We start from the raw sequence: 11,929 nt of genomic DNA, 5'->3' as shown, positions 1-11,929 counted from the left end.
CGATGTGGTAGCGGACGTAGCGGCCGTGCTTGCGATAGGCTGGCCCTCGGCCGTGCACGCGCATTTTTTCAAGCGTATTCTTGGTCAGCCTCAGCCAGGCGGCCGCTTCCACGGTATTAAGGAAGGGCTTGTCCGGCTGCTTGTCTTCCATTTTTGTCATGTCCGAATGATCTCCATGTGCGCAACGGCCAATCAGCGAAGCGCAAGAGGAAGCGTCGTCAGATCGCGCGCGGAAATCGAAGTGGCGAAGACAAGCGAGACTGTTTTGCCATCCCCGGACGGCAAGGCTCATCAAGCAGGCGCAAGCTGGTGAGAATCTCAGCCGAGAAAATCGCGATACCCGCCATCCATCAGCTCTTTGCCCTTGGCAACGAGCCGTCTGGTGCGGTCCTTCAGGAACTGGCTCGCTCCGAGCCATTCCTCGGCGACCATCTTCGCTCCAAAGATTGTGATCGCGACCTGCCGGTAGGTCTTGCCATCGAGGCTTTCGTCGAGCGCAATCAGTGCGTGGCGCAGCCGCTCGTCGCTCGCGAACGGCGACCGGTGCGAGCCTGTGGCCTCGTGCTCCCTGAAGCGCTGCAGCTGCCTGAGGAGATCGCTTTGGCCGGCAAGGTCGTCCAGGCCTTCGAGCTCGAATACGGGTGCAAACGGCCTGCTCAAGACCGACAAGCCGTCGATCTTGAGGGCGACGTGGCCACCCCTTCCCTTCATGAGCACAAAGGGCGCCCGCCCAGCATCGATGATCGCCCGGCGCTCGGCGTCGAAGTCGGAGAGTCGGTACGGCGGCGCGGCGCCTTCAACAGGCAGGCGCGCGCGCAGCCGGACCAGGCGCTTGAATGCGCCCGCATGCCAGAACACCGGCGCCCGCCGCGCACAGAGCGCGGGATCGGCGAAGGCGGCGAGGCCCCACTTCTCGGCGCGCGGAAAGCGCCGCGGCAGCCGCAACAACCGCGTGCCGTCATTCAAGATAATGCAAGGCAGCCGCCGTGGAACGGATCGGCGCCAGTCGGCGACATAGTCCGCGTTCCGCCGCAAGAACTCCCACGCCCAGTCGGAGGCATCGTAGCCTGAGAGATCGCACGATGCGGCCCCGTAGCGGACTTGCCGGTTCGGCTGGCGGTCTGGTGAACTCTTCAAAGGCGGCCCCATTACTTTCGCCTCGAGCGAGATCGTTTCGGCCAATTGGGGCAAGAGAACGGCCCCCGCCGCCGGGACAACAAGGCTGTATCCAGCCTGATCGGACACCACGTGTAACCAATGCCAGTCTGGGCGGCGCGTGCTGCAACGGCCTTCACGTCCCAGAAGAGGGGCACGTGGCCAAGAAGGTCTCTGCAAGGACGACTCGCAATCGGGCAATGCTGCAGCACCTCGCTTTGCGGTCGGCTCTTCACGAATTACGACATTGACATGAGACGATCGACGAGGGCCGGATCGCGCGGGCAGGATCATGCGTGCGTGGTCCGGCCTTTTAGTTGAAACGACAATACGCCCAGCGCCGCTGCACCACGAGTCAGCTCATTCCCTTCAGCACCAAAAGCGCCCGCGACAACAGCACGGCGGTCGACATCAGGGCCGCGAGACAGACAAGACCGTGGGCAAGGCAGGCTTCCTTCAGCTTTGCCGCGAACGGATCGACAGCGGTTCTGAACTGGCCTTCCATCGCTGGCTCCATGATGCCGTGCATGTTCATGGCTTCGAGCTATAGGGTGAGTCGCGCCGATCCCGATCGATCAAATCTTGCCTGCAGCGATTGACTCCGGCGCGACTCGGGCACGGGCGCGAGAGTTGCCTGCGCGCCCGAATCGCTTTCGCCAAGCTCAAGTAAACAAGGCGTTAATTTCCGCTGACGATGCTGCGATCGACAGGTCCTGCTGGCGTCATACCGACTGATCGGGAAGCTCATGTAGAGCGGGACGCGCCCGTCTACCGGCTCCCTGCCCGCGCCGGTCAGGCTTCGGCGGCGCCGGCGTCCGAGCCGTCCTCGATGGCGCAGGCAACAGCACCTCTTCGGGTGGCATCCCCGCTCCTCGGCGAGCATGCTCACGGCAAAGTAACGCCGCCGTCAGGCGACAATCTCGAAAGCTGAGCCAAGCGGCGGTACGAGCAGAGGCTGCGGCATGCCGCGCGAACGGATCGCCGGCAGAACATCCGATACATCGGGCGCCTTCTTGCTGTGAACATCGGCCTTGGTGGTGGAAGGATCGCTGAGCGCGATGTGACGACGTTCCATGGGTGTCGTCTCTTCAGGAAGCGGGCCCCAAGAAGCTTAAACGCCGCATCGCCGAGCCCGGTTGCGAGAGGCTTCTGGTGAAGCGATGGACTGGCCAGTGACGATGCAAGGATTTGCCAAATGTGCTCGACACAGACGACGGCGCGCGCGGGCTGTCGCCAAAGCTGCGTCACTGCGTGTTTGCCGTGTCCGCTTGCGCGTCTTCTGCCGTGGCGCCGAATGCGAGCAGGAAGTCGGCGGCCCTGGAGGCCTTGCTTGCGGCGCGGAAGATGGCGCGGCTGTCCTCACGCAACACGGCGAGCCATGAGCCGAGATAGTCGGCATGGCGAACCGTCGGCTTGATTGCGAGCGAGGCGCAGACAAACGCCGCCGTCAGTTCGGCGACGAGTTCTTCGTTGGCGTAGGCCTTGGAACGAAACGCCCCTGACTGGTCACGATTCAGCCGGCTTGCATGCCCGGTCCAGTGGCCGAGCTCATGAAACAGGGTCCGGTAGTAGTTGATCTGCTCGAAGAACGCCGGTTGCGGGGGAATATGAACACTGTCGGCAGTCTGGTCATAGAACGCGTGCGCGCCGCCGATGTGGATGGCGGCTCCTGTCTCATTCGCGAGACGCTCGGCCTGCGGCACGATCTGCCGTTCCGGCAAGGTCGGCGCTGTCGCAATCAGATGTTCCGGCAGGCCGTCGCACTGATCGACATTGAACACGACGTAACGGCGCAGAAACGGGATGGACGCCTCATCCCGGTCGTGCTCTCCTGCAGGAGCTGCGGCGTTTTCTGCGTCATCCGGCTTGCGCCTCGGAATGAAGCGGTCGGCATAGCAGACGGTGACCCCGTGCTCGCCTTTGCGTATGTTGGCGCCAAGGGATTGCGCCTGCCGGTAGGTCAACCAGCCCTGTGTGCTGTAACCGCATTCGCAGAGGCGTCCCCAAAGGATCAGGATATTGATCCCTGAATAGCTCTTGCAGGTTGCGGCATTCCTCGGCAGTGCAAAGGCGCCCTTAGCGGGGCTTGCATCCCAAGGCCGGGCCCAGGGAAAGATGCCTGCCTCAAGCTCCGCGATGACCTTTGAAGTGATTTCCTCATAGATGCTCTGATGCGTTCTGGCGGCCTGACCCTTGTAGAACTTTTTCGACATGACGATCTCCGTCCGCTCTTCCTTCACCCCGCCCCCGGAAGGCGGGGTGGGCGGCGAAGAGCGACCGGACAGCCCCGAACGAACAGGCGGACCGCACCGGAACGGCCGTAGCAGCAGCGGAGGACCGCGCGGCGAGGTGCATCTTGATCATCTGCGAGAGTTGCCGTCCGCGCGGTTGCGGTTCGCCGGTTCGGGGCTATACGGGAGCGCCGTCCACCCCGCCGTCCGCGGGCACACAAAGCGCCGGCCGCAAGCGGCCGGCTCAACAAGACTTCGCCTGCCAGGACGGCGGGCCCTTGGTCGCAACGCTGACCTCAAGCATAGGACCGTCGGGCAGCCTCGGGTCGGCTGAGGCTCATGCGCGCATCGGACCTTGTCGAAACAAAACGCGGATCCGGTGGCTCAACCTTCCACAAGGCCTCCCCAACGCGGTCGCCATGTCCGAGGATCTCTCATGACAGCAACTCGCGCGCCTTGTGGATCGCCGCGGCATCACCCAGCGACACCGCCCATTCCAGTATGGCTTGCCGCATTGTGGTCGCGACAACACCGTGCTGCAGCAGCCGATCGAGCACCAGCGCGCGGTCAAGTTCAATGCGCGCGATCGAGAGGTCCGCGAGGATGCGAACGTCGTAGCCGAGTCCCACTCCTTGCAGCGCCGCGATCAAAACATCCTCCTCGAGATAGGAACCGCCGAGGAACACCGTGGCGATGTTGCATCTTGAAAGGTAATCTACCAGGCGCGGATCCGCCCAGACCGAAAATGTCTCTGCGTCGAGGAGCTCGATCGACGCTGTGATCTGATCCGGCAGCAAAGCAGCCTCGAACTCGCCAATAGCCATCTGGCGTACATCGAAGAGCTGCCGGCAGCCAACAAGCAGAGACATGCTTCTGCCGCGACCGGTGACGAGAACCTTGGGGACGTCTGCGTCACTTCCGCGTGTCAGATTGAGCAGCAGGATGCAGCTGCGACGAGGGTCCGCCAGCATGGAATTATCCCGGTCGTCAACACGCCAATGTGCTCAGGCAGCATGCCGCGCGGCATTTGGGGCGATGAGGACGGGTCCTTCGCAATTTGCGTGGCGGTGCATAGCTTCAAGCACAGAATCCGAGCTGTGAAGAAATCCTGCAACCGCGCTTGTCCGCCCAATCTGTAGCGGCGGAGCCAATCGTTCCAGCGGCCAGCCGGCTCTCCGCAAGATGCGCTCCATGACAGTATCGGTCACTGTGACGATCGATCTTGCACGCCGTGCGTGCATGGCTTCGAGCATCGCAGCAAACAGCACCAGCGTTGCCTGGTTGAGGCCATTCTGACCAAGTTCGGTTGCCCGCTTGGTGTCGACGCAGAACCGCGAACTCTCAAGGATGGTCTCATCTCTCGGGATGTCGCGGCCTCCCAGCAGCGAAGGAAACGTGTCCGCCAGCATGTTGGGACCGGTCGTTGGCAAGAGCCTGACGCAACCCAGCACCGCATCCTGCTGCGAACAAACGATCAGGTAGGTTGGAGCGATGGCGTCATAAATGTCGACCTCCAGGTCTCCACAGGCAGAGACGTTCCACTCGAGCCGGTCCTTGAAGACACGTCGCCGCAGCCGAAACATCTCGGTCAAGAGGTTAAGATGCTGTCCAACCTGGCAACGATCGATGGCGACGGCGTACATGATGAGCTCCTCTTGAAGGGAGGCTCACGACACCAAGATTCAGAACGAACGGCACCTGTGGTTTCACACAGGGTGCATGGAAATAAGAAGAAGGTTGCTCCATCTTTATCAAACAGATGCGTCATACGGTACGCGCGCGATCGTCTCCGCTGAATACGCGAGGGATCGAAGCCGGCAGGCCGTGACGCGAAGCGGCGCGGTTCACGAGGGCCCGTCCCGCGCCTGCGGACGCCCCATCAGATCAGGATGATGTTCGAGAGCAATAGCTCAGCACCCAACGAGGCCGCCTCCTCCGGGATTATTCAGGGCTGCGGCTTGCACTTGCAAATTGATCCGGAAGGCAACCGACGCCGTGTCTGGATCCTCCGGCGTCAGGCTGGCGTCTCCCAAAAATCGGCTTGTCAGGCTAATTCCTCAGCTTGTTTCGCCTCGGCGTCATACAACCGGATCTGCAATATCGGAAACCGTCGTTTCAGGTCCCGGGCGCCGGCTTCGGCGCCTTCCCTCGTCGTGAACTCCGTCTTCACCTGGCCATCGACAATCAATGCGTAGCCATTGTCTGGCAGCCCGTTCGACCGATTCATCGGAAAGTCCCCAGTCAAGATGCAGTCGGTCTCAGTTACGGTGAGTCTCCACGCCGGGGCAAGCACCGTGTCCGGCGCCAGGACCTGCCCCTAATGCTGCGGCAGCTTCGCGCGCCGGCGCTCGCCTCAACCGGGACCCCGACGGCTCCGCGCTGCAATCGCGTTTGCGCGCTCGAGCAAGGCTTCGGCCCGCTGAACGATCGGGATATCGATCATCTTGCCGTCAATGGCGAACGAGCCACGCCCTTCGGCTGCCGCCTGCCGATCGAGCGCCACGATACGCTCGGCATCAGCGACGTCCTTGGCCGAAGGACTGAAGCCGGCATTGAGGATGGGCACCAGCGATGGATGAATGCAAGCCGAGCCGACAAAGCCAAAATCCGCCGAGCGCCGCACGATGCGGGTATATCCTTCGAGGTCGGCGAAATCCGCGACCGAGCCGATGGTACCAAGCGGCATGATGCCTGCGGCGCGGGCTGCCTGCACGACCTGCTGCTTTGGCATCAAGAGCGTCTCTTCGGTCGGCCTGGCGCCGATTGCGGTCGCATAGTCTTCGGCGCCAAGCGATATGCCGGCCAGGCGCGGCGTCGATCGGGCGATGTCATGGGCCTTGGCAAGCGGGCCCGGCGCTTCGATCAGTCCGACGAACCAGATCTTGCCCACGGACAGGCCGCGGCTTTGCTCAAGTCTCGTGACCATCTCGTCGAGCAGGCGAAGATGCTCGGGACCTTCCACCTTGGTGACCTTGATGGCATCCACGCCCGGGATGACGGCGGCCTCAATGTCCGGGATCGCAAGTTCAAGCGGCTGATTGATCCGCACCATCACGTCGGCGCGACCGGTGTCACAAAAGCGCTTGACGATTCCCGGAACGAGCGCCCGAGCGGCGGCTTTCTGGGCGAGCGGTATGCTATCCTCAAGATCGATGATCAGGGCATCGGCACCTCGATCGACGGCTTTGACGACGAAGCGCTCGACATTCGCAGGCACGAACAGCGCGGACCGCCAAACCGGACATTTTCGCATCATCGTCATCTCGTGGTCTCCTTCGCAAGGCCTGACCCCAGGGTTTCGTCGATCTCTTCTTCAGAGAGCCCCGCTTCAGCCAGCACGGCGCGGGTATGCTCCCCCAGGCGAGGCGCGGGCGTGCGAATACTGCCGGGAGTCCCGGAGAGCCGTACCGGCACCGCGTGCATGGGAAACGACCCCATGTCCTCGTCGGGATAATCGGCGAGCAGTCGGCGCGCCTGCACGTGACGATCATTCATCAGCCGCACGGTGTCGTTGACGGGACCGATGGTCACCTCGGCCGCTTCGAAGAACGCCACGTTATCCTCGACCGTCCGCGTGGCAATGAAATCGCCGATGATCTTGTCGAGCTCGACGACGTGGATCAGGCGCTGTTCGTTGGTCTTGAAGCGCGGATCATCGCAAAGCTCGGGCCGCCCGATCGAGCGCAACACCCGCATCGCCATGCCCTGGGTCGAGGCGGAAAGACACACCCAGCCATCGTCAAGGGTCCGGTAGACGTTGCGCGGGACCGAGCCGCTCGAGCGGCTGCCGCTGCGCGGCTTGACCTTGCCGTTGAGACGATAATTCGCCGCCTGTGGCCCCAGCGAATTGACGATGGGATCGAGCAGCGGCAGGTCCAGCACCTGGCCCTGCCCGCCATTGACCTCGACCTCGCGCAGCGCGGCCATTGCGGCAAACGCGCCGGTAAGGCCGGACAAGGAATCCGCCAGATACATCGGCGGCAGCACCGGCTCGCGGTCGGGAAAACCGTTCATCTCGGCAAAGCCTGAAAAGCCTTCGACCAGCGTTCCGAAGCCGGGACGCCGGTGATAAGGGCCGGTCTGTCCCCACCCCGAGATGCGGACGATGACAAGCCTGGGTTCGAGCTGCAGCAACTCCTCCGGAGGCAGTCCCATCTGCTCGAGCGTCCCGGGCCGGAAGCTTTCGATCAGCATCGCGGCGCCTGGAACCAACTTGCGGATCAGAGCCACCGCCTTGTCGTGCCGGAATTCGATGCAAAGGCTGCGTTTGTTGCGCGAGTGCGCTTTCCAGTTTGTCTCGACGTTCTTGGTGCGCCAGCCACGCAACGTGTCGCCTTCGCGCGGCTCGACTTTGATGACGTCGGCACCGAAGTCTGCGAGGTGCTGCGTCAACAGATTTCCGGCGACCAATCGGGAGAGATCGATCACGCGAAGGCCGGTCAGCGGCCCCCGGGCTCCGGGCGTGTAGTCGGCGCGCGGGAGCTCGGCGATGGATTGAGCGGCATCAGTGGGATTGGGCATGGGTCCGATCTGTGAAAAGAATGCCGCCGGTCAGGGGAAGCCACAGGCGCAACCGGCGGTCGGTGGCCGCATCCTGGGTTTCGATGCGGATCTGGTTGCCGCCGACATCGAGTCCGATTTGCCAGCGGCCGCCAACATAGGAATGGCTGACCACTGCGGCCTCGACGATCGAACCATTGATGTCGCTGTCCTGATCGGTGGCGAGCCGCATCTGCTCGGGCCGATATGCAAATGTGACCTTATCCCCGAGAGCCGGGCGGCGCTCGGACTGGAGGGTGACGCGCTGACCGTCGGCGAGCGTGACCTGCGTCTGTCCATTTGCGCGCGGCGCTTCGGCTACGTTACCGCTCAGGAAATTCGTCGTACCGATAAAGTCGGCGACGAAACTATCGGCGGGTCTCGCATAGATGTCCTGCGGCGTGCCAATCTGACTGATCCGGCCTCCGTTCATGACCACGATCCGATCGGACAGCGCAAGCGCTTCGACCTGATCATGCGTGACATAGATGGTGGTAAGGCCGAGGCGCGTACGCAGCTCGGCGAGCCAGCTACGGGCCCGATCCCGCAGCTTGGCGTCAAGATTGGACAGAGGCTCATCCAGCAGCAGGATCTCCGGCTGGTAGACCAGTGTCCGCGCCAGCGCGACGCGTTGCTGCTGTCCGCCCGAGAGCTGATGTGGATAGCGGTCCTGGAAGCGCTCCATCTCGACCAGGGCGAGCGCTTCTTCCACGCGCCGCTTGCAGTCGGCTGCCCGGACCTTTCGCAAGGTCAGCGGAAAGACGACGTTGTTGTAGACACTCATATGCGGCCACAGCGCGTAGCTCTGGAACACCAATCCGCAATTGCGCGCCTCCGGCGGCAGGAAAATCCCCTTGGCACCATCGAAATAGGTCGTGTTGCCGACGCGGATGCGCCCGCTGGTCGGCTGATCCAGTCCGGCGATGGCCCCGAGCGTCGTCGATTTCCCGCAGCCGGACGGTCCAAGCAGCGTGACAAACTCGCCGTCGGCCACGTGGATGTTGACGTCGTCGATCGCGCGAACCGGACCGAACCGCTTGTGCAGGTTCTCGATCACCAACTCAGCCATGGAGCCTCACTCCGAACATTGCCCGCGCGACCGTCACGCAAACTCCGATCACCAGAACCTGAATTGTCGCCAGTGCGGAGACGAGACCCACTTCTCCCTGCGTCCAGGCCTGCAGAAGCGTCGTTCCGATCACTTCGCTGCCGGGCGCAAACAGGAAAATTGCGGTCGTGTACTCCTTGAAGAACGTGATGAAGAGAATGATAAAGCACGCGACCAGCGCCGGCCGCATCAGAGGAAGCACAATGCGTCGGCTGGCGGTCCACCAGTCGGCTCCCTGAACGCGCGCCGCGCGATCGAAGTCCGGGCTCATCTGCAGCAGCATCGGCGCCACCGCGCCGAGGCCGACGGGGATGTAGTGCATGGTGAACGCGACGATCAGGATCCAGATCGTGTTGCGCAGCCCCCCAAGGCCGGGCAGCAGTGCGAATGCGTAGAAAAACCCTATGCCGGCTACGACGCCGGGAACGGCGCGAGGAAACAATGCGACATAGTGCAAAGGCGTGCGCCAGCGAAAATCGGAGCGCAGCACGATGATCGCGATCAGGCCGATCAGGGCGGTTGCCAGAGCGCCGCCGAGGGCGCTGACGACGAAGGAATTCCAGATCGAGCGAAGATAAACCGGGTATTCGAGCATGCTGGCGAAATTGCCGAGGGTCAGCACGTCGGCCAGAGGCACCATCGGCGACAGCAGACTTGTGAAGGAGCGAACAACCAGCGCGCCGATCGGCGCAACCACCGTACCGAGGAGATAGACGATCGAGGCAAAGCACAGCGGCCAGCGCAGCCGGTTGAGACGAAACGGTCGCGGCCGGGTCGCCTTGCCGCCAAGGGTCACAAAGCGTCTGGTATTGCCCAGCAATCGCCCCTGCAGCCAGACAAGAACGCAAACGGCAGCAAGCATCAGAACGGCAGCGGTCGCCACCAGTCCGTGGTCAGGCCGGGCTGACGCCACGCCGTTGTTGTAGAGGAAGGTGGTCAACACGGTAATACCGGCCGGATCGCCGAACACCAATGGAATAGCCAGCAGCTCGAGCCCCACCGTGAAGTTCAGCACCGCGCTGTAGGCAATCGCCGGCAGCAGCAGCGGCAGCGTGATCTTCCACAGTGTCCGCAAAGTGCCGGCGCCGGCGACGCGTGCCGCTTCCTCGAGTGTCGGGTCGGTAATCGAGGCCGACGACATGCAATAGATGTAGGCAACCGGTGCTTGAGACACGCCGGCGATGACTGCCATGCCCGGCAGTGAATACAGATTCCACGGAGCACCGTCGAACAGGGCCTGCACCCAGAGCGTCAGATAGCCCGCGGGTCCGTAGATCGTGTACCACCCAAACGACAGCACGAGCGCCGAGAGATAGACCGGCCAGAGAAAGAGTTCGCCGAACAGCCGGGCCCCCGGCAAGTCGGTGCGGCCGAACAGGACGGCGGCAAGGGTGCCTAGCGTCTGTGAAACCAGGGTGGTCAGCGTCGCGAAGACGAGCGTATTCCAGATGACGAGGCCGAAGCCGTCGGTCCGGAATAAGCGGCTGAAATTGCTCAGCGTGAATTGCTGTCCGGAATCGTAGAGCGCGCGATCCAGCAACGATTGATAGAGGACGGGAGCAAGGGGCGCTGCAACCAGAATGACGGTCAGCAGCGCCATGCCGTACTGGACGGCCGTATCGCGACTGGGCAGAGGTTTCGGCAAGGCATCGGGCGTCGCCGATGCAAGCGCGCTGCTGGCGTCAGGCGACATTGAAGGTTTGCTTCCAGCGCGCGACGAAGGCGTCGTAGTCCCGCACGGCGTCGGGGTCATAACCGATGTAGCAGATGTTCTGCTCGCCGACCGCCTCGGCAATCGACGAGTAGGTGTGGCGGATCCCGTCCCCCGGCTTGATGCCGGGGCGCGCCGGGGTCAACCCACCGCGACCGAAGGCACGCTGGCCATCTTCGGAAATGATGTAGTCGATCATCAACTTGGCGGCGTTGACGCTGCGCGACCCCTTCGGAATTGCCACGCCGCGCAGCACCACGGGCTGGCCGTCTTCGATGAAGCTCCAGCCGAGGATACGGGCCCGCGCCGGATCATTGAGGCGCGGCCAGAAGGTGATGGCCGAGACGAACCAACCCATCGTGTACTCGCCGGACGTGACCTTCTCCGTCATCGGTCCGCCGGAACGCTCGAAGCGAGGTGTCAGCTTGGCCAATTGAGCAAACCACTCCCAGGCTTTCTCGCCGTGTTTCTTCACGAAAGCGTAGCTGATGCCGTAGCCGAAGGTCGTCTGATGTACCCCGTAACTTGTGATGCGGTTTCGCCAGGCCCGCTCGTTGGATGCGGCAAGTGCCACGAAGTCGGCGAGCGTCCTGGGTCGCTTCGCTTCCGGCACGAGGCTGTTGTTCCAGATCAGCGCCATCGGGTCCGAGGACACCGTGTAGACGCCGGGAAATGGCTTCGACCAGTCTGGCCAGGCCTTGGCCTCGGGCGAGACATAGTCGAGAATTTCGCCTCGCTTCTGGAAGTCGATCCATCCGCCGGGATCGGCAGTCGCGATGAGATCGCAGGTCCGGCTGTTAGTGCTGCGCTCGGCCAAATAGCGCTCGAAGCTTTCCCGTGAAGCGGGCAGATCCAGCGTCTCGATCTTGATGTTTGGATAGAGCCTGTTGAAACCTTCGATCACGGGTCGCCAGTTCTCGGGCGACATGATCGAGTAGATCAGCAAACTTCCTTCCCGCTCGGCGTCGGCGACGATCTGCCGGTAATTGTCTGGATAGCCGCTTGGCGCCGCTTGAGCGTGGACACCCGAAATGCCCATCGCCGCTCCCAGCACAGACATCATCATGCTTCGACGATCAATGCCCGACATCCTGTTGTTTTCCCTGAACTTCTTGTTATACACATTTATTGGCGCCAATTTGTGCGAAAAACATTGCCGCTGTCAAGCGTTTGCAGGAGCGAGGC

The 11,929-nt window shown here is 62.6% G+C and carries 12 protein-coding genes; all 12 read right to left on the bottom strand.

Annotated features, from left to right (window positions below; translation table 11 throughout):
• Positions 1-318 precede the first annotated feature (318 nt).
• Entirely contained in the window at positions 319-1,245 is a 927-nt protein-coding gene (locus PMN64_RS17715) for a DNA -binding domain-containing protein (protein WP_411781545.1), read from the bottom strand.
• A gap of 265 nt (positions 1,246-1,510) precedes the next feature.
• On the bottom strand, positions 1,511-1,660 hold the full coding sequence (locus PMN64_RS17710) for a hypothetical protein (RefSeq protein ID WP_411781544.1): 150 nt from the start codon (positions 1,658-1,660) through the stop codon (positions 1,511-1,513).
• 402 nt (positions 1,661-2,062) lie between these two features.
• The gene (locus PMN64_RS17705) at positions 2,063-2,230 is read right to left on the bottom strand and encodes a hypothetical protein (RefSeq protein WP_411781543.1); all 168 of its coding nucleotides are present in this window, start codon (positions 2,228-2,230) and stop codon (positions 2,063-2,065) included.
• A 169-nt stretch (positions 2,231-2,399) separates the two neighbouring features.
• The gene (locus PMN64_RS17700; protein WP_411781542.1) at positions 2,400-3,368 is read right to left on the bottom strand and encodes an ArdC family protein; all 969 of its coding nucleotides are present in this window, start codon (positions 3,366-3,368) and stop codon (positions 2,400-2,402) included.
• A gap of 452 nt (positions 3,369-3,820) precedes the next feature.
• Positions 3,821-4,357 (bottom strand): isochorismatase family protein, encoded by a 537-nt coding sequence (locus PMN64_RS17695; protein ID WP_411781541.1) that lies wholly within the window; start codon positions 4,355-4,357, stop codon positions 3,821-3,823.
• 33 nt (positions 4,358-4,390) lie between these two features.
• Complete coding sequence (locus tag PMN64_RS17690) at positions 4,391-5,029, bottom strand: acyl-homoserine-lactone synthase (RefSeq protein ID WP_411781540.1); 639 nt, start codon at positions 5,027-5,029, stop codon at positions 4,391-4,393.
• 401 nt (positions 5,030-5,430) lie between these two features.
• Positions 5,431-5,613 carry a hypothetical protein gene (locus PMN64_RS17685; RefSeq protein ID WP_411781539.1) on the bottom strand — a complete coding sequence of 61 codons (183 nt, stop codon included), beginning with the start codon at positions 5,611-5,613 and terminating at the stop codon, positions 5,431-5,433.
• 126 nt (positions 5,614-5,739) lie between these two features.
• A complete protein-coding gene (locus PMN64_RS17680) occupies positions 5,740-6,648 on the bottom strand; it encodes an HpcH/HpaI aldolase/citrate lyase family protein (RefSeq protein ID WP_411781538.1) in 909 nt (302 codons plus the stop codon).
• Complete coding sequence (locus PMN64_RS17675; protein ID WP_411781537.1) at positions 6,645-7,907, bottom strand: CaiB/BaiF CoA transferase family protein; 1,263 nt, start codon at positions 7,905-7,907, stop codon at positions 6,645-6,647. Before PMN64_RS17675 ends, PMN64_RS17680 begins: the two co-directional genes overlap by 4 nt.
• On the bottom strand, positions 7,891-8,994 hold the full coding sequence (locus tag PMN64_RS17670) for an ABC transporter ATP-binding protein (protein ID WP_411781536.1): 1,104 nt from the start codon (positions 8,992-8,994) through the stop codon (positions 7,891-7,893). The genes PMN64_RS17675 and PMN64_RS17670 overlap by 17 nt, the downstream gene beginning before the upstream one ends.
• Positions 8,987-10,726 (bottom strand): ABC transporter permease, encoded by a 1,740-nt coding sequence (locus PMN64_RS17665; RefSeq protein WP_411781535.1) that lies wholly within the window; start codon positions 10,724-10,726, stop codon positions 8,987-8,989. The genes PMN64_RS17670 and PMN64_RS17665 overlap by 8 nt, the downstream gene beginning before the upstream one ends.
• Positions 10,716-11,834, bottom strand: coding sequence for an ABC transporter substrate-binding protein (locus tag PMN64_RS17660; RefSeq protein ID WP_411781534.1), 1,119 nt, complete (start codon positions 11,832-11,834; stop codon positions 10,716-10,718). Before PMN64_RS17660 ends, PMN64_RS17665 begins: the two co-directional genes overlap by 11 nt.
• Between the last annotated feature and the right edge of the window lie 95 nt (positions 11,835-11,929).

It is taken from the genome of Bradyrhizobium sp. UFLA01-814, from assembly GCF_046718885.1.
Classification (GTDB): domain Bacteria; phylum Pseudomonadota; class Alphaproteobacteria; order Rhizobiales; family Xanthobacteraceae; genus Bradyrhizobium; species Bradyrhizobium elkanii.
The sequence above is the reverse complement of the archived record's forward strand: the minus strand, read 5'-3'. Positions and strand labels throughout refer to the sequence as shown.

Coding starts and splice junctions, on each gene's coding strand:
- PMN64_RS17710 (WP_411781544.1), bottom strand. CDS start 1,660: ATGGAAGGCCAGTTCAGAACCGCTGTCGATCCGTTCGCGGCAAAGCTG.
- PMN64_RS17705 (WP_411781543.1), bottom strand. CDS start 2,230: ATGGAACGTCGTCACATCGCGCTCAGCGATCCTTCCACCACCAAGGCC.
- PMN64_RS17700 (WP_411781542.1), bottom strand. CDS start 3,368: ATGTCGAAAAAGTTCTACAAGGGTCAGGCCGCCAGAACGCATCAGAGC.
- PMN64_RS17695 (WP_411781541.1), bottom strand. CDS start 4,357: ATGCTGGCGGACCCTCGTCGCAGCTGCATCCTGCTGCTCAATCTGACA.
- PMN64_RS17690 (WP_411781540.1), bottom strand. CDS start 5,029: ATGTACGCCGTCGCCATCGATCGTTGCCAGGTTGGACAGCATCTTAAC.
- PMN64_RS17685 (WP_411781539.1), bottom strand. CDS start 5,613: ATGAATCGGTCGAACGGGCTGCCAGACAATGGCTACGCATTGATTGTC.
- PMN64_RS17680 (WP_411781538.1), bottom strand. CDS start 6,648: ATGACGATGATGCGAAAATGTCCGGTTTGGCGGTCCGCGCTGTTCGTG.
- PMN64_RS17675 (WP_411781537.1), bottom strand. CDS start 7,907: ATGCCCAATCCCACTGATGCCGCTCAATCCATCGCCGAGCTCCCGCGC.
- PMN64_RS17670 (WP_411781536.1), bottom strand. CDS start 8,994: ATGGCTGAGTTGGTGATCGAGAACCTGCACAAGCGGTTCGGTCCGGTT.
- PMN64_RS17665 (WP_411781535.1), bottom strand. CDS start 10,726: ATGTCGCCTGACGCCAGCAGCGCGCTTGCATCGGCGACGCCCGATGCC.
- PMN64_RS17660 (WP_411781534.1), bottom strand. CDS start 11,834: ATGTCGGGCATTGATCGTCGAAGCATGATGATGTCTGTGCTGGGAGCG.